The 22,752-nt window shown below is 55.9% G+C and carries 22 protein-coding genes and 1 tRNA gene; 8 read left to right on the forward strand and 15 right to left on the reverse strand.

Annotation, left to right across the window (positions count from 1 at the left end):
- Nucleotides 1-57: 57 nt before the first annotated feature.
- Nucleotides 58-993, forward strand: coding sequence for a zinc-binding alcohol dehydrogenase family protein (locus FA91_RS00835; RefSeq protein WP_034911641.1), 936 nt, complete (start codon nt 58-60; stop codon nt 991-993).
- Nucleotides 994-1,071: 78 nt separating this feature from the next.
- On the opposite strand, the gene FA91_RS00840 is transcribed toward FA91_RS00835, so the two are convergent.
- The 5 genes from FA91_RS00840 to aspA all read right to left on the reverse strand — a co-directional run bounded on the left by FA91_RS00840 (nt 1,072) and on the right by aspA (nt 6,514).
- Nucleotides 1,072-1,147: transfer RNA gene (locus tag FA91_RS00840), tRNA-Phe, on the reverse strand.
- A 148-nt stretch (nt 1,148-1,295) separates the two neighbouring features.
- Nucleotides 1,296-1,874, reverse strand: a complete 579-nt coding sequence (locus FA91_RS00845; protein ID WP_034911644.1) for a transcriptional regulator — start codon at nt 1,872-1,874, stop codon at nt 1,296-1,298.
- A 61-nt stretch (nt 1,875-1,935) separates the two neighbouring features.
- Complete coding sequence (locus tag FA91_RS00850) at nt 1,936-3,627, reverse strand: protein-disulfide reductase DsbD (RefSeq protein WP_034911646.1); 1,692 nt, start codon at nt 3,625-3,627, stop codon at nt 1,936-1,938.
- Between the two features lie 45 nt (nt 3,628-3,672).
- A complete protein-coding gene (locus FA91_RS00855) occupies nt 3,673-4,974 on the reverse strand; it encodes an anaerobic C4-dicarboxylate transporter (protein ID WP_034911649.1) in 1,302 nt (433 codons plus the stop codon).
- A 106-nt stretch (nt 4,975-5,080) separates the two neighbouring features.
- On the reverse strand, nt 5,081-6,514 hold the full coding sequence (gene aspA / locus FA91_RS00860) for an aspartate ammonia-lyase (protein ID WP_034911651.1): 1,434 nt from the start codon (nt 6,512-6,514) through the stop codon (nt 5,081-5,083).
- Nucleotides 6,515-6,709: 195 nt separating this feature from the next.
- Between aspA and FA91_RS00865 the strand changes: the two genes are divergently transcribed.
- Nucleotides 6,710-7,168, forward strand: coding sequence for an FxsA family protein (locus FA91_RS00865; protein WP_034911652.1), 459 nt, complete (start codon nt 6,710-6,712; stop codon nt 7,166-7,168).
- An 8-nt stretch (nt 7,169-7,176) separates the two neighbouring features.
- Here FA91_RS00865 and FA91_RS00870 read toward each other — a convergent pair whose 3' ends face one another.
- Complete coding sequence (locus FA91_RS00870; protein ID WP_156103015.1) at nt 7,177-7,386, reverse strand: hypothetical protein; 210 nt, start codon at nt 7,384-7,386, stop codon at nt 7,177-7,179.
- 600 nt (nt 7,387-7,986) lie between these two features.
- On the opposite strand from FA91_RS00870, the gene FA91_RS00880 reads away from it, so the two are divergent.
- The 3 genes from FA91_RS00880 to FA91_RS00890 all read left to right on the forward strand — a co-directional run bounded on the left by FA91_RS00880 (nt 7,987) and on the right by FA91_RS00890 (nt 10,501).
- The gene (locus FA91_RS00880) at nt 7,987-8,280 is read left to right on the forward strand and encodes a co-chaperone GroES (protein WP_034911660.1); all 294 of its coding nucleotides are present in this window, start codon (nt 7,987-7,989) and stop codon (nt 8,278-8,280) included.
- A 44-nt stretch (nt 8,281-8,324) separates the two neighbouring features.
- A complete protein-coding gene (groL, locus tag FA91_RS00885; RefSeq protein ID WP_034911663.1) occupies nt 8,325-9,971 on the forward strand; it encodes a chaperonin GroEL in 1,647 nt (548 codons plus the stop codon).
- Between the two features lie 179 nt (nt 9,972-10,150).
- Nucleotides 10,151-10,501: a DUF4156 domain-containing protein gene (locus FA91_RS00890; protein WP_034918756.1), complete on the forward strand. Its 351-nt coding sequence runs from the start codon at nt 10,151-10,153 to the stop codon at nt 10,499-10,501.
- 96 nt (nt 10,502-10,597) lie between these two features.
- Here the strand turns inward: FA91_RS00890 and FA91_RS00895 are convergent, their stop codons facing one another.
- Together FA91_RS00895 and epmB are read right to left on the reverse strand one after the other, a co-directional pair.
- Complete coding sequence (locus tag FA91_RS00895; RefSeq protein WP_034911665.1) at nt 10,598-11,179, reverse strand: nuclear transport factor 2 family protein; 582 nt, start codon at nt 11,177-11,179, stop codon at nt 10,598-10,600.
- Nucleotides 11,180-11,397: 218 nt separating this feature from the next.
- A complete protein-coding gene (gene epmB / locus FA91_RS00900) occupies nt 11,398-12,426 on the reverse strand; it encodes an EF-P beta-lysylation protein EpmB (RefSeq protein WP_034911666.1) in 1,029 nt (342 codons plus the stop codon).
- A 41-nt stretch (nt 12,427-12,467) separates the two neighbouring features.
- Here epmB and efp point away from each other — a divergent pair, with 41 nt between their 5' ends.
- Both efp and FA91_RS00910 read left to right on the forward strand, forming a co-directional pair.
- Nucleotides 12,468-13,034: an elongation factor P gene (efp, locus tag FA91_RS00905; protein WP_034911669.1), complete on the forward strand. Its 567-nt coding sequence runs from the start codon at nt 12,468-12,470 to the stop codon at nt 13,032-13,034.
- A 144-nt stretch (nt 13,035-13,178) separates the two neighbouring features.
- A complete protein-coding gene (locus FA91_RS00910; RefSeq protein ID WP_034911673.1) occupies nt 13,179-13,313 on the forward strand; it encodes an entericidin A/B family lipoprotein in 135 nt (44 codons plus the stop codon).
- Nucleotides 13,314-13,345: 32 nt separating this feature from the next.
- Here FA91_RS00910 and blc read toward each other — a convergent pair whose 3' ends face one another.
- From blc to frdA, 5 genes are all read right to left on the reverse strand, one after another.
- On the reverse strand, nt 13,346-13,870 hold the full coding sequence (blc, locus tag FA91_RS00915) for an outer membrane lipoprotein Blc (RefSeq protein ID WP_034911676.1): 525 nt from the start codon (nt 13,868-13,870) through the stop codon (nt 13,346-13,348).
- 77 nt (nt 13,871-13,947) lie between these two features.
- A complete protein-coding gene (gene frdD, locus FA91_RS00920) occupies nt 13,948-14,304 on the reverse strand; it encodes a fumarate reductase subunit FrdD (protein WP_034918759.1) in 357 nt (118 codons plus the stop codon).
- An 8-nt stretch (nt 14,305-14,312) separates the two neighbouring features.
- Nucleotides 14,313-14,708, reverse strand: coding sequence for a fumarate reductase subunit FrdC (gene frdC, locus FA91_RS00925; protein WP_034911678.1), 396 nt, complete (start codon nt 14,706-14,708; stop codon nt 14,313-14,315).
- Complete coding sequence (locus FA91_RS00930) at nt 14,692-15,453, reverse strand: succinate dehydrogenase/fumarate reductase iron-sulfur subunit (RefSeq protein WP_034911681.1); 762 nt, start codon at nt 15,451-15,453, stop codon at nt 14,692-14,694. The genes frdC and FA91_RS00930 overlap by 17 nt, the downstream gene beginning before the upstream one ends.
- On the reverse strand, nt 15,450-17,231 hold the full coding sequence (gene frdA / locus FA91_RS00935; protein WP_034911683.1) for a fumarate reductase (quinol) flavoprotein subunit: 1,782 nt from the start codon (nt 17,229-17,231) through the stop codon (nt 15,450-15,452). Before frdA ends, FA91_RS00930 begins: the two co-directional genes overlap by 4 nt.
- Nucleotides 17,232-17,495: 264 nt before the next feature.
- Here frdA and epmA point away from each other — a divergent pair, with 264 nt between their 5' ends.
- Nucleotides 17,496-18,473 (forward strand): elongation factor P--(R)-beta-lysine ligase, encoded by a 978-nt coding sequence (gene epmA / locus FA91_RS00940; protein WP_034911685.1) that lies wholly within the window; start codon nt 17,496-17,498, stop codon nt 18,471-18,473.
- 11 nt (nt 18,474-18,484) lie between these two features.
- On the opposite strand, the gene mscM is transcribed toward epmA, so the two are convergent.
- The gene (gene mscM, locus FA91_RS00945; RefSeq protein ID WP_082212555.1) at nt 18,485-21,823 is read right to left on the reverse strand and encodes a miniconductance mechanosensitive channel MscM; all 3,339 of its coding nucleotides are present in this window, start codon (nt 21,821-21,823) and stop codon (nt 18,485-18,487) included.
- The gene (gene asd, locus FA91_RS00950) at nt 21,820-22,719 is read right to left on the reverse strand and encodes an archaetidylserine decarboxylase (protein WP_034911688.1); all 900 of its coding nucleotides are present in this window, start codon (nt 22,717-22,719) and stop codon (nt 21,820-21,822) included. Before asd ends, mscM begins: the two co-directional genes overlap by 4 nt.
- Between the last annotated feature and the right edge of the window lie 33 nt (nt 22,720-22,752).

Genomic DNA, 22,752 nt, shown 5'->3' on the forward strand with positions numbered 1-22,752 from the left:
CAGAAATATAGCGTGTATTTTACACATAGTATTTTTATTGATAAAGGATAACGTTGAATGAAAGCAGCCGTCGTACACCACGCCGGAGAGAAGCCCGTTTACGCTGATTTTCCGGAGACTCAGACTGATGACAACTCTGTGATGGTAACGGTGAGCGCTGCCGCGATGAGCCAGTTGGCAAAAGCGCGTGCGACGGGAACCCACTACAGCGCAGCATCGACGTACCCGTTTATTGCGGGCATTGACGGAACGGGACACCTCAGCAGTGGCGCGCCGGTCTATTTTCTGGCATTCAGCTCGCCGTGGGGTAGCATGGCGGAAAAAACGTGGGTGGCGAGCGACAGTATCGTGCCGCTGCCCGCAACGCTTGATCCGGTACTCGCTGCGGCCATCGCCAATCCTGGCATGTCCTCCTGGGCGGCATTAACGCGTCGGGCACATTTTCAAAAAGGAGAAACCGTGTTGATTAATGGCGCGACCGGAACTTCAGGCGGCCTGGCAGTACGCATCGCACGCCAGCTGGGCGCAGGGAAAATTATCGCGACCGGGCGCAATCATCAGGCGCTGGAAAAGCTGTATGCGGAAGGCGCGGATATCACTCTTTCCCTGGAGAGCTTACCCGCCGCACTTCCTGCATTGATGGCTGAGGGTATTGATGTGGTGCTGGATTATCTCTGGGGCCAGAGCGCGCTTGATATCATGACGGCTGCCGTTGCCCGAGGCGAAAAGGCGGTGCGATTTGTGCAAATTGGTTCGCTCAGTGGGCAGGAAATTTCGCTACACAGCAAATTGCTGCGCTCTTCAGGACTGACTCTGATGGGAAGTGGGCTGGGCAGCGTGTCGCAGGCCGGGCTGATTGCCTCAATCGGCGAGCTGCTGCAAGCGGCTGCGGCAGATAATTTTACCGTTCCTTTTCAGCAACGTCCGCTAAGTGAGGTGAACCAGGCATGGGATGAGGACGACAGCCGCTGCCGCACTGTGTTTACGCCCTGATAACGCCAGATTTGAAACGCCGATAAGCAGCAGAAGCAAAAAAGCAAAAACCCCCGCCTGAGCGAGGGTTTGAAATGATGGTGCCCGGACTCGGAATCGAACCAAGGACACGGGGATTTTCAATCCCCTGCTCTACCGACTGAGCTATCCGGGCAACGGGGCGCATTAAACCGTAAAGGCTCTCTTCCGTCAACGGCTTTGTTATAAAAATCACGTAAACCCTGACTGACTGCGCGCTTTTCAGACAGTCAGAGCGTGGGGTGACGGGGTTTACGTCCTTGTCGCCTGATTTGTTGTCAGCATCACGTCAGCGCGCCGTTCTTACGGCATAATGCGAAGTTGAGCACATCCGCAGCAAGCAGGCGGGCGATTTCCACCTCATCGACCTTACGTTTAATCAGCAGGCGGCTCAGACAGCCTTCAAGGATCAGTTCCATCTGATGCGCCACCAGCGCCGGATTATCGGTACCCAGCTCGCTGAGCAGATCGTGCGTGTACTGCCACGAGGCGCGTTTCTGCTGATCGGCAAGCTGATGAATAGGGTGGTCTGGCTGCGGATAAAAGCTACAGGCGGCGATAAACAGACAGCCAGGGTAGCGATTGTTATTGACTGCTTCTTCCAGCACCTGATAGCGCGCCAGCAGCTTTTGTTCGGCATTCATTCCTTCATCCAGCAGCAGCTGGCGCCGCCAGGTATCAATTTGCTGGCTGTGATAGCGCAGCGCGTCATAAAGCAGCGCCTCACGATCGGGCCAAAAGCGCTTTAGTTCCTGCTCATTACACTCCACTTCTTCCGCCATCATCGCGAAGGAAGTGGAGGAAGCCAGCCCGTTTTGCTCGAGTACGTTAAGTGCATGCTCGAGTACCTGTTCACGTTGCAAGTGACTCTCCTCTTGTATGCGTCGGTTCCGGCCGGGGCCGGAAAACTTTCCCAAGTGTCGTTTACCGCGCCAGTTTCTGCAAATGCTGATGAAACGCGTCGGCGTTCATATAGCCTGCCACCCGCGACCGGGGAATTTCTTGCCCTTCAGCGTCGAAGAACAAAATTGTAGGCAGTCCTGGCACGTTCAGATGCCGCAAAAGATCGCGGTCGCGCTGATTGTTCGCCGTCACGTCAGCCTGAATCAGCTGTATGTTGCCCAGCGCGGCCTGAACCTGCTCATTACTGAAGGTTTTCTTCTCAAACTCTTTGCAGGCCACGCACCAGTCGGCATAGAGATCGAGCATGGTGATACGTCCGTCGTTGTGCTGAAGCCTCTGCGCAAGGCTGTCGACGTCGGCGATGCGGGTAAAGTTTAGCGCGATCGGCGTGGGCGCGCGCGTATCCGCCCCAAACGCCCAATCCTGAAGCGGACGCGCGGCAATCAGCGCAGCAACCAGCATAACGATCTGCCCCAGCCGCAACCAGCCGTTGGTGGCGTTGAGGCTGAGAAAAGCCCAGACGAAGAAGGTGACGCCAAGCAGGCTCCACAGGCGCACTCCCCAGGCATCGCCCACCACGCGCTCCAACAGAAAAACAGGCAGCGCGAGGATCACAAAACCAAACCCTTCTTTCACCGTCTGCATCCAGACGCCGCTCTTCGGGAGCAGGCGGTTACCGAACAGGGTGACCGCGATCAGCGGCATCCCCATGCCGAGCGCGTAAAGATAGAGCGTGCCTGCGCCCGCCAGCAGGTTGCCGCTCTGCGCAATATAGAGCAGGATCGCACTGAGCGGCGCGGTGGTGCAGGGCGAGCAGATCAGCCCTGCCAGCGCGCCCATCAAAAACACGCCCGGCAGAGATCCGCCGCGCTGATGGTTGCTCCACAGCGTCAGGCGCGTTTGCAGCGCCGACGGAAGCTGCAAGGTGAACAGGCCGAACATGGAGAGTGCCAGCAGCACAAACAGTATCGACAGTCCGATCAGCACGGCCGGCGACTGAAGCGCGGCCTGAAACCGCAAGCCCGCCGCCGCAACAATCACGCCCATCAGCGTATAGGTCAGCGCCATGCCCTGCACGTAAACCATTGACAGCGCAAACAGACGCTTCAGCGAATAACGGCGGTTGCCGCCAAGTATGATGCCGGAAATCAGCGGATACATCGGCAGCACGCAGGGCGTAAAGGCAATGCCAAAACCAATCAGCAGCGCCCAGAGCGGCGAAAACGGCAGATCTTCACTAATCGCAGGCGGCGGCGAATCAGGAACAGCTGCCGCGCTGACTTCGCTCACCGGAACGGTGCGCGTCTCCGGCGGATAGCAAAATCCCGCCGCCGCGCAGCCCTGATAGGTCACGACCACGGATGCGTCTTTGCCCGCCTGGCGCAGGATAAGCGGTAGCGTCAGATTTTCAGGATAGATCTCGGTTTTGCCATAAAACTCGTCTTCATGGGCCTTTCCGCGAGGAAGCTGCCACGCTGCCAGCGTTGCATTTTTCGATGAAACCACGATCTGTTGACGGTACAGGTAGTAGCCGGGTTTCACCTGCCAGTTCAGGGTCAGCCGGTTGCCCTGCTGCGAAAAATCAAAGGCAAAGGCCTGGTCGACCGTGCCGAAAGGGTTGCCGGATTGCTTGTTAAATAGTGACGCGCCGGCATTAACGCTAATCAGCGCAATTAACAGTAAAAAAAGCGTCGTTGTAATGCGCTGAACCATAAGATTGAACCGCTCACTCCGTTGTTAATTCATTTAACCGATGTTCTACAGGAAAAGGTGCCCGAACAGGAAACCAAACGCAACCGACAGCGCGATAGCCAGCGTACCGGGAATGATAAAGGAGTGGTTAAAAACAAACTTACCAATGCGGGTCGACCCTGTATCGTCCATCTCCACTGCGGCCAGCAACGTTGGATAGGTCGGCAGAACAAACAGCGCCGACACGGCGGCAAAGGATGCCACGGCGGTAATGGGCGATACGCCCAGCAGCAGCGCGGCAGGCATCAGCGCCTTGGTGGTGGCCGCCTGAGAGTAAAGCAGCGTGGAGGCAAAGAACAGGATCACCGCCAGCATCCACGGGAAGTCCACCAGCAACTCGCCCGCGAACTGTTGGATCTCGCCGATATGCGCCTTCACAAAGGTATCGCCCAGCCAGGCAACGCCCATCACACAGACGCAGGCGCTCATGCCGGATTTAAAGGTGCTGGCCGAGAGAATTTTCGCCGTATCCACCTTACAGCTCAGGCAAATCAGCGTCGCGACGGTGAGCATGAAAATGACAATCGCTTCGTTGCGGGGCAGCACAGGATGAGCAATCAGTCCGACGGTATCGCTGATGGCGGTGGCGTACAGCACCACGGCGATGATACCGGCCAAAAACAGCAGAACAGCTCGCTTCGCGCCAGGCTGTTCGTTAAAAACGCTGGCGCCGCGCAGCACCACTTCACCGTTTGCCAGACGCGCCTGGTAAACGGCGTCGTCCTTCAGTTCTTTGCCGAGAAAATTGGTCACCAGCGCGGCGAAAAAAATGGCGAGCAGCGTGGAGGGAATCGACACCGCCAGCAGCGCAAGATAGCTGATGCCTTTTGGCTCAAGAATGCCGGCCAGAAAAACCACCGCCGCAGAAATAGGCGAGGCGGTAATCGCTATCTGTGATGCCACCACGGCGATAGAGAGCGGACGGGAAGGCCGTACGCCCTGTTCCTTTGCCACTTCGGCGATAACCGGCAGCGTGGAGAAGGCGGTGTGGCCGGTGCCCGCCAACAGCGTCATAAACCAGGTCACCAGCGGCGCGAGAAAGGTGATATAGCGCGGATGCCTGCGCAGCAGCTTTTCGGCCAGGCCGACCAGATAGTCCATGCCGCCCGCCACCTGCATTGCCGCAATAGCGGCAATGACCGCCATAATAATTTCGATCACGTCAAAGGGGATGGCGCCGGGTTTAACGCCGAATCCAAGCGTGAGGATCAGCATGCCCGCGCCGCCGGCAAAACCAATACCGATGCCGCCAAGACGCGCGCCCAGATATATCGCCAGCAGGACGATAATGAGTTCAGGCACGATCATTGTTTACTCCTTAAAATTTTGCTAACTAACCGTTAATAACTTGTTTTGTTCAATAAAAAAGGCACGCCGTTATGGGGTTGGCGTGCCTGATAAACCTCAAATCACGTTATTCATTTTCATCGGTATAACGCTTTGCTTTATAAACCGGATACATCAGATTTTGCGTCGAGAAAATGTCATCCAGTTCGGCCTCGGTCAGTAACCCGCGCTCCAGCACCACTTCGCGCACGCTTTTACCGGTTTCAGCGCAGATTTTGCCCACGATATCGCCATTGTGGTGGCCGATGTAAGGATTCAGGTAGGTGACGATGCCGATAGAGTTAAAGACGTAGGCTTCGCAAACCGCGCGGTTAGCGGTAATGCCGTTAACGCATTTTTCCAGCAGATTTGAGCAGGCGTGAGTGAGAATGTGCACTGATTCAAACATCGCCTGACCGATAACCGGCTCCATGACGTTAAGCTGGAGCTGGCCCGCCTCAGAGGCCATGGTGACGGTAACGTCGTTGCCAATCACTTTGAAACAGACCTGATTGACCACTTCTGGCACCACCGGATTGACCTTGGCAGGCATAATTGACGATCCCGCCTGCAACTCCGGCAGGTTAATTTCATTGAGTCCCGCGCGCGGGCCAGAGGAGAGCAGTCGGAGATCGTTACAGATTTTAGACAGTTTCACGGCCAGACGCTTTAGCGCGCTGTGTACCATCACGTAGGCGCCGCAGTCCGACGTTGCTTCGATGAGATCTTCTGCGGGCACGCAGGGCAGGTTGCTGACTTCCGCCAGCTTTTTCACCGCCAGATGCTGGTAGCCGTCAGGCGTGTTGAGCCGCGTGCCGATTGCCGTCGCGCCAAGGTTAACCTCCAGCAGCAGTTCAGCGGTGCGCAGGATGTTTTTAATCTCTTCATGCAACAACACGTTAAAGGCGTGAAACTCCTGCCCAAGCGTCATGGGCACGGCGTCCTGAAGCTGGGTGCGGCCCATTTTCAGGATCGTTTCAAACTCTATCGCCTTGCGCTCAAAACCTCCGCTGAGCTGGCCAATCGCGTCGAGCAGTTTCAAAATGGAGGCGTAAACCGCAATACGAAAACCGGTTGGATAGGCATCGTTGGTGGACTGGCACTTATTGACATGATCGTTGGGATTTAAAAACTGATACTCGCCTTTTTGATGGCCCATCAGTTCCAGCCCGATGTTCGCCAGCACCTCATTGGTGTTCATATTGACCGAGGTGCCCGCGCCGCCCTGATAGACGTCAATCGGGAACTGATCCAGACACTTACCGTTATCCAACACCTCATCGCAGGCCTGAATTATGGCATTCGCCACCGGACGCGGAATGGTTTGCAACTCTTTATTAGCCATCGCCGCCGCTTTCTTGACCATGACCATGCCGCGTACAAATTCAGGGATATCGCTGATTTTATTGTTGCTGATGTAGAAATTTTCAATCGCACGCAGAGTATGAATGCCGTAGTAAGCATCCGCCGGAACTTCGCGCATGCCTAACAGATCTTCTTCGATACGAATGCTATTTGCCATGAGGACCAGAACCTTAATGTGCTTGCTGTCGGAGAACCCACTACGTCGGACGTGAGGGAGGGCATAAACTTAATTGGCGGCATTTTATCTGTTTATGGTTGAAAAGGCACGGCAGAGTGCCCATCTCATCTGTGAGTTAATCTGATTTTATGCCATTGCGCGCGTTGCGCGATGGCTCTGACACAGGAGACCGCGGTGCGCTGGTTACCCTTTTTAGTTCTGTTTCTCGTCGCGTGGATTGAGATAACCCTTTTTATCCAGGTGGCGCACGTTCTCGGTGTGTTGATGACGATGCTGCTGGTGATTTTCAGTTCAGCTATCGGTATTTCGCTGGTGAAAAATCAGGGAATGAAAAATTTCATGCTGATGCAGCAAAAGCTTCAGGCGGGTGAAAGCCCTGCGGCCGAAATGATCAAAAGCGTTTCGCTGATTCTGGCGGGATTTTTACTGCTGGTGCCGGGCTTTTTCACCGACTTCATCGGCCTGCTGCTGCTGCTGCCGCCGGTACAAAAGCACCTGACGCTGAAGCTGATGCCGCACCTGCGCGTCTGGCGCGGTGCTGGCGCAGGCCCGGATAGCGGTTATACCGTAGACGGCGAGTTTGAACGGCGTGACACCGATCGCATCGATTATAAAGACGATGACAAGCCTTAAATTACCTGTCACTCATCGCGCCGGCTACAGCGTGATTCCATAATACTTTTGGTTACTGACGCCAGCCTTCTGCTGGCGTCATTCGTTTTCGTTTCAAACAGTTGCCGTAAAATATTGGCGCGCGCCGCCTGTTTGTCGTCGTGACAAAGCGCGTTTTCTGCCGTGGCGGTCAGCGACGCATTGATCAATTCATGCCCCGCTGCCGGGCGGATCAGCACCTCATTACGTGGATAGGCGGCACGAATGAGCTGACGGCAGGCGAAACAGTCGCGCCAGAAACTGTCAAAAACACTGGCGGTGCTGAGGAAGTAATCGGGCGCGGTAGCCCATCTGATCAGCGTTCATGTCCAGACAGGGCAGACCGGCGGCGGTCAGTTCCGCAATCACTTTTGGCGTATAGCTGCACCAGATAACCTCAATTTCCGGGCAGGCCCGACCATGTCAAGGTAAATATATTTACAGTTATCGGCGACGCTTTCCCGGTCAAAAAACAGTACGCGTGGGCGCTTACTCATGCGAAGCGAGATTTTTTCGAAATTTTCTTTGGTTGTTGCCAGTGCGTTGTTCATTGCCTGAACAGGGTGCGCCAGAGGGAAATGCGCTTTAAAAGCGACAGCAGAATGGAAAACTTAAACCGGCTGATTTTTTTTTGATAAAGCGGCTGAAAAAACAGCAGAGGCAGCATTCAGGAAAAAAATTTGCGCTGCGCACTTGAAACGTTGCCCGCGCGTCCCTATCTCCTTCGTCACGAGGCCGGTGCCATTTGCCCCGGCGTTCATCCCAAAAAACTGATTGGACTTCTCAAAGGAGAGCTATCAATGAAAATTCGTCCTCTGCACGACCGTGTGATCGTCAAGCGTAAAGAAGTGGAATCTAAATCAGCGGGCGGCATTGTGCTGACCGGCTCCGCAGCGGGTAAATCCACCCGTGGCGAAGTGCTGGCTGTTGGCAATGGCCGTATTCTGGAAAACGGTGACGTGAAAGCGCTGGACGTAAAACCAGGCGACGTGGTGATTTTCAATGAAGGCTACGGTGCCAAAACTGAGAAAATCGACAATGAAGAAGTGCTGATCATTTCTGAAAGCGACATTCTGGCAATTGTTGAAGCGTAATTTCGCGTACTCACTGAACGAAACGAATTTAAGGGAAATTTAAGATGGCAGCTAAAGACGTAAAATTCGGTAATGACGCACGCGTAAAAATGCTGCGTGGCGTGAATGTACTGGCAGATGCAGTAAAAGTTACCCTGGGCCCGAAAGGCCGTAACGTGGTTCTGGATAAATCTTTTGGTGCACCGACCATCACTAAAGATGGCGTTTCTGTCGCACGTGAAATCGAACTGGATGATAAGTTCGAGAACATGGGCGCGCAGATGGTGAAAGAAGTCGCCTCTAAAGCAAACGACGCTGCGGGCGACGGCACCACCACCGCCACCGTTCTGGCTCAGTCTATTATCACCGAAGGTTTGAAAGCCGTCGCTGCGGGTATGAACCCAATGGATCTGAAGCGCGGTATCGACCAGGCGGTTATCGCTGCGGTTGAAGAGCTGAAAAAACTGTCTGTACCTTGCGCTGACTCTAAAGCGATTGCGCAGGTTGGCACCATCTCCGCCAACTCCGACGAAACCGTTGGCCAGCTCATTGCTCAGGCGATGGAAAAAGTGGGCAAAGAAGGCGTTATCACTGTTGAAGAAGGCACTGGTCTTCAGGACGAGCTGGACGTGGTTGAAGGTATGCAGTTCGATCGTGGCTACCTCTCTCCTTACTTCATCAACAAACCAGAAACCGGTGCGGTTGAGCTCGAAAGCCCGTTCATCCTGCTGGCTGACAAAAAAATCTCCAACATCCGCGAAATGCTGCCGGTGCTGGAAGCCGTTGCGAAAGCAGGCAAACCGCTGCTGATTATCGCTGAAGATGTGGAAGGCGAAGCGCTGGCAACGCTGGTGGTCAACACCATGCGCGGCATCGTGAAAGTGGCTGCGGTGAAAGCGCCTGGCTTTGGCGATCGTCGTAAAGCAATGCTACAGGATATTGCCGTGCTGACCGGTGGTACCGTTATCTCTGAAGAGATCGGTATGGAGCTGGAAAAAGCGGCGCTGGAAGATCTTGGCCAGGCAAAACGCGTGGTGATCAACAAAGATACCACCACCATCATCGACGGCGTGGGCGAAGAGTCCGCTATTTCCGGACGCGTGACTCAGATCCGTCAGCAGATTGAAGAAGCGACCTCTGACTACGATCGTGAAAAACTTCAGGAGCGCGTTGCGAAACTGGCAGGCGGCGTAGCCGTACTGAAAGTTGGCGCAGCAACCGAAGTTGAAATGAAAGAGAAGAAAGCTCGCGTTGAAGATGCTCTGCATGCGACTCGCGCAGCGGTAGAAGAAGGCGTGGTTGCCGGTGGCGGCGTGGCGCTGGTTCGCGTGGCTTCCGTGCTGGGTAACCTGACCGGTCAGAACGAAGATCAGAACGTGGGGATCAAAGTTGCGCTGCGCGCGATGGAGTCACCGCTGCGTCAGATCGTTGCTAACGCAGGCGAAGAGCCTTCTGTGGTGGCGAACAACGTGAAAGCGGGCGAAGGTAACTACGGTTACAACGCCCAGACCGAAGAGTACGGCAACATGATCGACTTCGGTATCCTGGATCCAACCAAAGTGACCCGTTCTGCATTGCAGTACGCTGCTTCCGTTGCTGGTCTGATGATCACCACCGAATGTATGGTAACCGATCTGCCTAAAGCCGATGCGCCTGACTTAGGTGCTGCTGGCGGTATGGGCGGCATGGGTGGAATGGGCGGCATGATGTAAGCCGGGCTTCCAGCCAAACGAAACCCTCTGTCTCTGACAGGGGGTTTTTCTTTTTGGGGGGAACAGGGTAAAGTCAGAACGCAATAACCGATTTGAACGGCAGGGGCGCCGGGCGAAGCGTAACATGATGGATGCCCTCGCTCAGGAACGACTCTGTAAATAAAAAAATGGGGATTAACATGCGGATTAACGTTTTGCTGGTAGGTGCGGCGGCAGCGATGTTGCTGGCAGGTTGTAGCAGCTCTAAACAACTGTCGTCTTCAGGTGAGCGTGTGACCTTTACCGATCAACAGCCAGCAAAAGAGTGCCAGCTTCTCGGTAACGTCACCGGCTCGCAAAGTAACTGGTTAAGCGGTGCAGGCGGGGCGGAAAGCAGCTCACTACGCGGCGCGGCAAACGATCTGCGCAATCGCGCGGCGGAGATGGGCGGCAATGTGATTTACGGCGCAACCAGCCCGACGCAAAATATCTGGTCAGGGTTCGCTCCGCTGGACAGCAAGATGAGCGGCCAGGTTTATAAATGCCCTTAACGCCCTAATGAGTCAACGTGTTTACCAGGGGAGGAGAGCGTCCTCCCAATTTCCGATTGGGCTTCGATCAGCGAACGCAATTTAACTGCCAGATAATTAACTGGATAACCATTTTTTTCCCTCACGTTTCATGTTTTTCTCCAGCTCACTGCCGCGTGTGGCAAAAACACGTTGCATCGGGAAACCACTTTTTTCCAATACATAGGCAAGCGCTGCATATTCTCGCGGGTACGTCGTCACGATGCTCTGGTCTATTTCCACCAGGCCCAGCGGGAAAGTAAAGGTTCCCATATCGTAAATACTCTGGCGGTGAAACAGTTTCCATACGCCATCGCGCTTTTCAGCCATGTCGTAAAACCGATTATGGCTTTCACAGCCCACGTTAATTTTTACGTTTTCAGCTACAATCATTGCATTCGTTTCGAGAATTGCCTTAGTCCCGCTGGCATTGAACGTGATGGCTGGCGTCGCGATAAGATGTTTGGTTCGTAGATCTGATGCACCCATACGCATTGAACCATTGACGAAATCACTGCCCAGCCCTTCAAACCACGTGATTTCGATCGTGCCATCCGGGTGGAACACATCGCGTAGTTGATCCCATTCCCCGAGATCGCGATGCATCCAGCCGTTGATGAGATCGTTAAGTTGTTGGCGGTCCTGAATTTGGTTTTCCATTTTCTGATTCCTGTGGGTTGACTGAATTCAGTTTGACCGCAGTAAGCGTTAAACTCAAACAAATAGATTTGGCATAGGGACATCTTCGCCGTGACTGAAGAGGCATATTTTGGCAGAACTGCAATAGTGTTCACCCTGCATGAAATGTGCAGATAAAAACGCTGGAAAGGCCATTATTTTTTCTCATCCGTATTGAGCCAACTCACGCCGGGTTACTTTTATGACTGCCGAAGCTGTAAATCCAGCGGCGTTTTGCTCGGTTCACCGCCGATTTCGCGCGCCAGTTTCGGCACCAGGTAACCGGAAACCTGCGTCAGCAGCGCCCGCATAATCATTCTGGCTTCTTCATCCGACACATAGAAATGCGCGGCGCCCTGCACTTTATCCAGCACGTGCAGATAATAGGGCAGAATACCGGCGTCAAACAGCGCATTACTCAGCTCGGCCAGCGCAGCGGCGCTGTCATTCACGTTGCGCAGCAGTACGCTCTGATTAAGCAGGGTTACGCCTGCGCGCTTGAGCTGTTGCATAGCGTCGCGCAGCGCATCGTCAATTTCCTGCGCATGGTTGATATGCGTCACCAGCAGCGTCTGAAGGCGCGTCTGCGCCAGGCGTCGGCAAAGCGCAGGCGTGATACGGGCGGGGATCACCACCGGTAGGCGACTGTGAATACGCAGACGCTTAATATGCGGGATCTGCTCCAGCTCGCCTATCAGCCAGTCCAGCTCGTGGTCTTTTGCCATCAGCGGATCGCCGCCGGAGAAAATAATCTCATCCAGTTCGGGCTGCTGTCGGATATACTCCAGGGCCTGCTGCCAGTTGCGCCTGTTACCCTGATTATCGGCGTAGGGAAAATGGCGGCGGAAGCAGTAGCGACAGTTAACGGCACAGCCGCCTTTAACCAGCAGCAGCGCACGATTGCGATATTTATGTAACAGGCCCGGCACCACGCTGCTCTGCTCGTCAAGCGGATCGGTACTGTAGCCGGCCGCAGTGATAAACTCCTCGCTGGCGGTAATGACCTGAAGCAGCAGAGGATCGTGCGGATCGCCTTTGCGCATTCTTGCAGCAAAGGTGCGGGGCACGCGCAGCGCGAAAAGGCGACGTGCTTCACAACCCGCCACCAAAGCCGGATGAGAATCCAGCCCCAGATGCTGTAATAATTCATGGGGATCGGTGATTACATCTGCAAGTTGATGCAACCATTCTTCTCGCGAAGGGTTATTTAGGGTTACAATGTCTGCCATTTTTTTGGCTACGTACCAGTAATAAATTGTAGAGGGCCTTTATGGCGACTTATTCTAGCAACGATTTCCGTCCCGGTCTTAAAATCATGTTCGAAGGCGAGCCTTACGCTATCGAATCCAGCGAGTTTGTTAAACCCGGCAAAGGCCAGGCTTTCGCCCGCGTAAAAATGCGTCGCCTGCTGACCGGCAGCCGCGTTGAAAAAACCTTCAAATCCACCGACTCCGCTGAAGGCGCAGACGTTGTTGATTTGACGCTGAATTACTCTTACAACGACGGCGATTTCTATTACTTCATGCATCCTGAGAATTTTGAACAATATCAGGTAGAAGCGAAAGCGGTTGAAGACATCGTTAAGTGGTTGCAGGACAACGCCGACTGTATCGTGACGCTGTGGAACGGCCGTGCCATCGCTGTTCAGCCGCCGAACTTTATTGAAGCTGAAATTACGGAAACCGATCCGGGCCTGAAAGGCGATACCGCAGGAACAGGCGGCAAACCGGCAACGCTTTCTACCGGTGCCGTGGTTAAAGTGCCGCTGTTCGTGCAGATTGGCGAAGTGGTACGCGTTGACACCCGTTCAGGTGAATACGTTTCACGCGTAAAATAATGTCAGGCCGCCACGGCGGCCTCTCTTTTCCTTCCTTCCTTTCGTCTTAAATATTCCTTTTTCTCAGTCCGATCTGAGGCGGCAGGTAAAATTACGGCTATGCTTAAAAAGCTGTACTTTACTTCTACTTAAAAGGAAATTCGCATGTTAAAGAAAAGTATTGTTTCTGTCCTTTCCGTACTGGTGCTTTCTTCTGTACTCACAGCGTGCAACACAACTCGCGGCGTGGGTGAAGATGTGTCCGCAGGCGGCCAGGCGATCCAGAGAAGCGCTCAGTAATTCGCGTGCCGGTGCTCAGGCACCGGCCCCGTTCAGTTCTGCTTTATCCACAGTAGCTTCGAGACATCAAACCCTGCCTGACGCGCTTTCAGCAACAGCTTTTCTTTCACCTCGTGACGCAGTTCCGGCGTCCGCGACAGGATCCACAAATAATCACGATTCGGGCCGCAAACCAGCGCATATTGATAGTCATCATCCAGCGCAATCACGTTGTAACCCGCATAAAACGGGCCAAAAAACGACACTTTCAGCGCCGCCTGGTCAGGCGAACCTGTGAAATACGCCTTGCCGATACTCTCCTGCCAGCGCTGCTTCTTCTCACTGAATCCCCGATTGACCACTTTCAGTCCGCCATCGTCGCGTTTGCTGTAGGTGGCGGTAACATTATTCAGGCCGCGTTCAAAACGGTGATCGAAGCGGGCAACCTCATACCAGGTGCCCAGATAGCGTTCGCTGTTAAAGCCGCCGATTGGCACCACGCCTTTTGGCGGCGAGGTGGCGCAGGCAACGGAGAGCAGGGCGGCGGTGCCTGCGGTGATCATTTTCCACAAAGACATAGCTATTCCATTCAGTAATGCACAACCTGATGAGTATAGATGAGTTTGCGCAGGCGGCCCCGCGGCCGCCTGATAAATCAGATCGTTACCACGCCGATGAGCGTGATGAGAGTAAGAATGGCGGCAAAACCATAGAACACCCATTTCCCGGCGGGTACATGGATTTTTATATCGTGCATGCAGTGATGAAGACGATGCACGCTGCACCAGATCGGCAGCACTATTGCCAGCAGCACAAACAGTCGGCCAACGGGCGACTGCGCGAAAGCAAGGAACCGCTCATAGCTCAGCGCAGAGTCCGGCGCGCCGCCCAGCGGCAAAAGCAGGCCGATCAGCAGAACGATCACCGGCGAGACCAGCGCGGCCCACATGCCGCCAGCACCAAAAAGTCCCCAAAAAACAGGTTCGTCGGAACGCCGTGGTTGTACTTTCATTTCGCCTCCTAAGCCCACATTGCCCATGCCAATACCACCAGACTGATCAGCGTCATCGCTATCCACAGGCCGATAATAACCGGACGCGGCGACAGCTTCTTATTGCCGATCACAATCACGCTGGCTTTAGGGGCCAGCTCAAACCAGGTTTTACTGTGCAAAATCGCGGCGGCGAGTGCGATAACGTTCAACAGCAACACGACGGGATGCTGTAGAAAATCGACGAAGCCGATCCATGCAGTCGGCCCGCGCTTAAGGGCAAACAGTCCGGCAATGAGCTCAAGACTAAACCACAGTGCGGGCAGCGCCGTGCCTTCGCGCAGCATATAAAAGCGGAAAAACCCTGATTTCTGCCACCAGTTGGCAGCCATCGGGCGGTGATAAGCGTTACGCCTGGTGGTCATATTTCTCCTCCTCGCGAGGTTTCAGACGGGCGATCAGAAAATCTTTTGCGCTTTCCACTTTGCTTTGCTGGATTGCCGCAGCGGGATCGACATGCTTCGGACATACTTCAGAGCAGAAGCCGACAAAGGTGCAGGGCCAGACGCCGTTTTCCCCATTGAGCTGCGGCATGCGCAGTTTTTTACCACGATCGCGATTATCAAGGTTGTAGCGGTGCGCAAGCGTAATGGCGGCAGGCCCGATAAATTCCGGATTCAACCCAAACTGCGGGCAGGCCGCGTAGCAAAGACCGCAGTTGATGCAGCCGGAGAACTGATGATATTTCACCATTTGCGCGGGCGTTTGCTGACCGGGGCCGTCCGCAGGATCGCGATCGTTGCCGATCACCCACGGCCTGATCGCCTCAAGGCTTTCAATAAAGTGGCTCATATCCACCACCAGATCGCGCTCGATCGGAAAGTTAGCCAGCGCTTCCACGCGCGGGCCTTGAGGATAGTCACGCAGAAACGTTTTACAGGCGAGCTTCGGTACGCCGTCGACCATCATGCCGCAGGAGCCGCAGATTGCCATGCGGCAAGACCAGCGAAAGGAAAGGTCTTCGGCAAGGTTGTCTTTGATATAACCCAGCGCATCAAGCAGTGAAGTTTGTTCGTCCCAGGGCACCTCATAAAAAACGGTGTGGGGCGCGTTATCGACCTCCGGGTTGTAGCGCTGAATAGCAATTTTTATCTTCTTCAGATCGCTCATACCTTGCCTCCTTTTTGCTCGCCTTCCGCACCATAAACGCGCCTGGCCGGCGGCAGTCGGGTAATTTTCACCTCATCCCAGGCGATGGTTGGCGCGCCTGACGGATTGAAAAAGGCCTGTGAATGTTTAAGGAAATTGACGTCGTCCCGGCTGGTACATCCCTCATCCAGACGCTGGTGCGCCCCGCGCGACTCTTTGCGTTCGAAGGCCGCATGCGCCATGCATTCGGCCACGTCAAGGCCGTGCGCCAGTTCAACGGCATAAAGCAATTGCGTGTTAAACACGCTGGAGGTGTCGCTGATGCGCACGCGTGAGAAGCGTGTTTTCAGTTCGGCGAGCTTGTCGATGGTTTTCTGCATCAGTTCCGGCGTGCGGTAGATGCCGCAGCCTTCTTCCATTGAGGTGCCCATTTCATCGCGCAGCACCGACCAGCTCTCATCGCCCTGCTGGTTTACCAGCCCCTTCAGGCGACGCTCGCAGTCGCTGGCCTGCGCGGTCATGGCCGCGCCTGCGCCTTTGTTGTTACCTTCCAGCGCGCGCCGGGCGGCGTGCTCGCCCGCTGCACGGCCAAACACCACCAGTTCTGCCAGCGAATTAGAGCCCAGGCGATTCGCGCCGTGCAGACCCACCGACGAGCATTCGCCAACGGCAAACAGGCCGCGAATACGGGTTTCGCACTGCGCGTCGGTTTCGATGCCGCCCATGGTGTAGTGCGCAGTAGGGCGAACGGGGATCGGCGCGTGAATGGGATCGACGCCGACGTAGGCTTTGCTGAGTTCACAAATAAACGGCAGTCGTTCCAGCAGTTTCTTTTCGCCCAGATGGCGCAAATCAAGATGCACGACGTCGCCGCGCGGCGTGGCAATGGTTCGTCCGGCCCGCCACTCATGCCAGAAGGCCTGCGACAACTTGTCACGCGGCCCCAGCTCCATGTGTTTGTTTTCAGGGTGACCGAGCGGCGTTTCCGGCCCCATGCCGTAATCCTGAAGATAGCGATAGCCATCTTTGTTAACCATAATGCCGCCTTCGCCGCGACAGCCTTCAGTAATCAAAATGCCGGAGCCGGGCAGACCGGTAGGATGGTACTGAACAAACTCCATATCACGCAGCGGCACGCCGTGGCGCAGCGCCATGCCCATGCCGTCGCCGGTGACGATGCCGCCGTTGGTGTTGTAGCGGTAAACCCGGCCAGCGCCGCCGGTTGCCAGCACCACCGCGTTGGCCTGAATATGCACCAGCGTGCCTTCCATCATATTCATCGCCACCAGTCCGCGCGCCTGGCCGTCGTCTACCAGCAGGTCGAGAACAAAATGCTCATCGAACCGTTTGATTTGCGGATACTTCAGCGAGGTCTGGAACAGCGTATGCAGCATATGAAAGCCGGTTTTGTCTGCGGCAAACCAGGTTCGCTCGATTTTCATTCCGCCAAAGCGGCGCACGTTAACCGAGCCATCGTCGCGTCGGCTCCACGGGCAGCCCCAGATTTCAAGCTGCGCCATCTCGCGCGGACACTGTGCGACAAAATAGTCGACCACGTCCTGCTCGCACAGCCAGTCGCCACCGGATACGGTGTCCTGAAAATGGAGATCGAAGCTGTCATGCGCCTGCGTAACGGCGGCGGAACCGCCCTCGGCGGCAACGGTGTGGCTGCGCATGGGATACACTTTAGAAACCAGCGCGATAGAAAGGGTGGGGTGGGCTTCGGCGGCGGCGATGGCGGCGCGAAGACCGGCACCTCCGGCACCGACGATGACCAAATCGGCAGTAACGTGTTGCACGGCTATCTCCCTGTCTGCTTGTTGTAAAGGAAAAAAAGGAGTACCCCTTAATTTCCCAGGGGGATTAAGTATAAGGCTCTTCGTGCGGACGAAATTTGATGTGTTCAGGTATAGGGTGAAGAAATAAACAGAATAAACGCGATCGGCATCTGGTTTTTTTGTGTGAAATTCTGCGTGTCGGCGGCACCGCGCGCGGAGATTAGTTTGTTTTCGCCTGGTGAGGTGGGTAGACTGCTTCACCCTGCTTACTGAGGAATCACCATAATGAGCGATACGGCCAGCTGGCTACCGAGCGCATCCATCCCGAATCTGTTGAAACGCGCGGCGATCATGGCGGAGATCCGGCGTTTCTTTGCCGATCGCGGCGTGCTGGAGGTAGAAACGCCGGCTATGAGTCAGGCGACGGTGACCGATATCCATTTGATTCCTTTTCAAACCCGCTTCGTCGGGCCGGGCGCGTCAGCCGGGCGCGATCTCTTTCTGATGACCAGCCCCGAATACCACATGAAGCGCCTGCTCGCGGCGGGAAGCGGCCCGATTTTTCAGCTGTGTCGCAGCTTTCGTAATGAAGAAGCCGGACGTCACCATAATCCTGAATTCACCATGCTGGAGTGGTATCGCCCGCACTACGATATGTACCGCCTGATGAACGAAGTGGACGATCTGCTCCAGCAGGTGCTGGACAGCGCGCCAGCGGAAACGCTCTCGTACCAGCAGGCGTTTCTGCGCCACGTGGGCATCGATCCCTTATCAGCCGATAAGGCGCAGCTGCGTGAGGCGGCGCAAAAGTTAGGTGAAGGCGAGCTGGCAAGCCGTGAAGAGGATCGCGATACGCTGCTGCAATTGCTGTTTATGATCGGCGTTGAGCCGCATATCGGCAAAGAGAAACCGGCCTTTGTTTACCATTTCCCGGCCTCTCAGGCGGCGCTGGCGGAAATCAGTACGGAGGATCATCGGGTTGCCGAGCGCTTTGAGGTTTACTTCAGGGGCATTGAGCTGGCGAACGGATTTCGTGAGCTGACCGACAGTCGCGAACAACGCTTGCGTTTTGAACAGGATAACCGCAAACGCGCCGCGCGCGATCTGCCGCAGCAGCCGATTGATACGAATTTACTGGATGCGCTGGCGCACGGCCTGCCGGACTGCTCCGGCGTGGCGCTGGGCGTTGATCGTCTCGTTATGCTGGCGTTAAAGGCAGAGAGCCTGAGCGACGTCATTGCCTTTACCGTCGATCGCTGCTGATGGCGTGGCGGCTACAGGCCGCCTGATTTATAGGTGCGTACGGTCGGTGCGCTGTTGGCGGCAGGCGCGCCGCGCCCGACGGTTTCCATTCTGACCTGGAACGGCGGGAATGGCATCTCCAGCCCGTGCTCCTGATAGCCTCGCAGAATGAGCTGATGCAGTTCATGTCGCAGCGGCATCCGGTGTCCCATCTCCGCCGCATAAATGCGCAGTTCAAAAAGCTGAATCCCCTGCTGCAAGTCCACCAGCCACGCCTCAGGCGGCGGCGTATCCAGCACGTACTGGCAGCGCCGCGCGGCGGTCAACAACACCTCGGTCACCTGTTCGCTGCCCGCTTCGGCGGCGGCGGGAATGGTCAGCACCACGCGCGTGACCGAATCAGAGAGCGACCAGTTAACAAACTGCTCGGTGATGAAAGCCTTGTTTGGCACGATGATCTCTTTGCGATCCCAGTCGGTAATGGTGGTCGCGCGGGTGTTGATGCGCGTAATACTGCCGGTCAACTCGCGAATGGTGACGGTATCGCCAATGCGGATAGGCTTTTCAAAAAGAATAATCAGGCCTGAAATAAAGTTGGCGAAGATCTCCTGCAAGCCGAAACCCAGCCCAAGACCCATTGCGGCGACCAGCCACTGAAGCTTGGACCAGTCAACGCCAATCATAGAGAAGCCGGTCAGCCCGCCCACCAGGATCAGCACATATTTGGTCAGCGTGGTGACCGCGTAGCCGGTGCCGGGCGTCAGGCTGAGGTGCTGCAACAGCGCAAGCTCCAGCAGGGCCGGCATGTTTCGCACCAGCTGCGTGGTGATGAGCAGTACCAGGATGGCAATCAGCACCGATCCCAGCGTAACGGGTTGCAGACTCTCCACGCCGTGAACGGTGCTACTGGCGTCCCACAGCCGGATATTTTCCAGAAAGCCAAACGCTGAATGGATCTCTGACCACAGCACAATCACCGACACCAGCGCAATCAGCGTCAGGATTGAGCGCACAAGCCGCAGCGACTGGGCGCTGATGGCATCCAGATCGATGATCGGCTCATCAACGTCCACGTTCTCCGCGTTGAGGGCCTGCGCCGTGATCTCTTCTTCGCCTTTTGCGCGATGGGCCAGAATTTCTGCGCGGCGGTTACGGGCGCGGTCAAAGGCGATGCGGCGGCGCTGGATCAGCATCCAGCGCCGGATAATATGATAGATAACCAGCAGCAGGAACCAGATCGCCACCGAGGTTTCCAGCCTGGCGAGGAGCGCCTGCGCGGTTGCCAGATAACCGATGCAGCTGGCCAGCGCGGCAACCAGAGGAATGCAGATCAGCAGATTCCAGAAGACATTGTTAACAAAGTTTTCGCCGCTTCCCTCTTTGTCCAGATAAAGCGGGATGCCGGCGCGTTTCAGGCTGACGGTGACCACGCTCAGTGCGCCACAGATCAAAATGAAACAGACCCGACCAAGCGTGGCGGAATACTGGCGGTCATCGAGATTATCAAAGCTGATCAATAACATAATCAGCGGGACCACCAGCCAGATGGTAAGCGTATAGAAACGCATGGCGCGCGCGACGCGCGCTTGTGGCCAGCGGAAGTGGACGATAAACAAACCCTGCTTGCGGGCAAATGCGGCGCTGATCATAAACGCCCACAGTAACGGCACGGTGGCGGTGACGCCGTCGCCGATGGCAACCGCAACCGGCCACGGCCAGGCATGTTGCAGGCCATAGCCCAGCGCCATCCACAACACCGGCAGCGGTAGCGCCACCAGGATCGACCAGAAAACGGTGCGCATCGTTAACCCGAAGCGATCCTGCGTCACCTTACCGACTCTACTGGCGGAGCGGGCAAGGAAATCACGATAGTGTCGGCGGGAACTGATGCTGAGGACAACCAGCAGCAGCGCGCCCAGCACCGGCAGCACGGTTTCACGGCTGGTAAACATCATGACCATCGCGTTGCCAAGCTGGCCGAGCGTATCCAGTGAGAGAAGGCTTTTCAGATCGCGCACAAAATCAACAGGAAAGCTCAGGCTCACTGCGTTAACGTCCGCCGTCCAGAACAGGTAACGGTGGGTCGCTTCTTTGACCTCGTTCAGCGCATCCACCAGTTGCCCGTTCGAAACCTTCAGTTTTGTCAGTTCCAGAATCAGGTTGTCACAGCCGGAGAGCAGCGAACCAATCAGCTCGCGCTGGGTTTTGAGCTGCGCATCAAGCACGCGCCGCTGATCGACGGTGAGCGCGCTGCCGTCATCCTGCTTAAGCTGGCGAAGCTGCTGCTGTCTTTCCAGAAGATCTTCATAGTTCAGTCGCTGCACGCGCAGTTCAGCCAGTTCACTGTCTGACTGCTGAGGCTTTGGCATATCCGGCAGACGCGCCACCTGAGCGCGCAGCGCTTCGCCGAGCACGTTTGATACGCCAAGCCACTGTGACTGTTCGCGAAGAGTGCTCAGCGCCTGACGAACCTGAAGCGTCTGATTAACGGCGGTACGCTGCTGCGACGCCACCAGATCCATCCGCTGCGCCTGCATGTTAAGGGCCGAGGAGAGTTCGCGGTTCACCCGGAACTGTCTGCTGATCCCTTCCGGCAGCTCGCCGCTGTTTTCCGCCAGTTGCTCGGTACGCGCCAGGGCAATTTCGGCTTCGCGCTGGCGACGGCTGTTGAGCTGATTGCGCAGATCCTGAAGGTAGCCGTCCAGTTGAGAAGCCAGCCGCTGATGCACTTCGCTGCGCATCCGCGCCAGCTCCTGGCGGTTATTGGCCGAAAGCTGCGCCAGTTCGAGTTCATCGACGCGCGCCTTCTGCGCGGCGGACTCCGCCTGGCGAACCAGACGTTGCGCATGCGCCAGCGGCGTGGCGGCTTCCGGTTGGCCCTGAAGCCTGCGCTCGCTGTCATTCAGCGCGCGGCGGGCTTCGGTCTGCTGCTGCGGCAGCTGGCTGAGCGAGTCGCTGATTTCACGGGCGCGCTCCTGCTCCTGCTGCGCCTGGCGGCTCTCTTCAAGAAGCTGGCTGCTGACCTGAAGGATCTCCTGATCCAGTTCAGACGCGGTCATGGTGCTGCGAACGGTTTTTGGATTCTCCGTCAGCGAGGCGATTTGCTGGCGCAGTTCGCGCGAGAGTTTAGGGAAATCATCAATAATGCGCTGATAATCCTGCGCGTTAGCAAGCGACTTTTTTTGCTCGTCCAGCGCGCTGAGCGCCGCCTGGAAAGCATCAACCACTGCCGCCTGATCCGCGATGTTTTTGTCCGATTTCGCCTCTTCAAGCTGCTGCCTGATCTGCGAAGCGTCGGGTGCGCTGGCGCCCCAGGCGGGCTGGAGCAGCAGCGCGAAAATAACAGCGAGGATCAGACGTATTGGGATCATGGATGATGTAAAACTTCTTCCGCGCTGGTTTTTTGACGCGCAATCGCCAGCGTCTGACCGAGACGGGTCACGGTTTCCGGCGTCAGGCTCTCAGCCAGCATCACTTTATCCGGCGCAAAGAGATTAATCACCGTCGAGCCCAGCTTGAAGCGGCCCATCTCCTGACCTTTCAGCAGCACGACTGAACCTTCTTCATCGGCACCCGGCCAACGCCAGCGTTTAATCACGCCTTCGCGCGGTGGCGTGATGGTACCGGCCCAGGCTGTTTCGATGCTGCCGACGATGGTGGCGCCGACGAGGATCTGCGCCATCGGACCGAATTCGGTATCGAAGAGACAGATAACGCGTTCGTTGCGGGCGAACAGGTTGGGAATATTTTGTGCCGTCAGGGGATTAACAGAGTAAAGGTCGCCCGGCACGTAGATCATTTCACGCAGGATGCCATTACAGGGCATATGCACGCGGTGGTAGTCACGAGGCGCAAGATAGACGGTAACGAATTCACCGCCGCGAAACATTTCAACCATCGCCGCGTTACCGGCCAGCAGCGCTTCCAGCGTATAGGTATGGCCCTTGGCCTGGAAAATGCGATCGTCTTCGATGTGGCCTAACTGGCTGATTGCGCCGTCTGCGGGCAGCACCAGCAGGTTCGGATCGGTTTCAAGCGGGCGCGCATCATCGCGCAGCGGACGAACAAAAAAGTCATTAAAGGTGCGATAGCTGGCGGTATCCGGCTTTTGCGCCTCTTTCATATCAACTTTATAGAACCAGACAAAGAGATCGATAACGGCTTTTGTCAGCCAGCCGCCGCGCTTGCCTGCGCCCCAGCCAGCCAGTTCAGTCAGAGCCTTTTTCGGTAATAGATGATTAAGTCCGAGTTTTATACGATCTAACACGTTAGCCTCCGGGCTGATTACAAAGTAGAAAGG

The organism is Erwinia sp. 9145, assembly GCF_000745075.1.
GTDB lineage: Bacteria > Pseudomonadota > Gammaproteobacteria > Enterobacterales > Enterobacteriaceae > Erwinia > Erwinia oleae.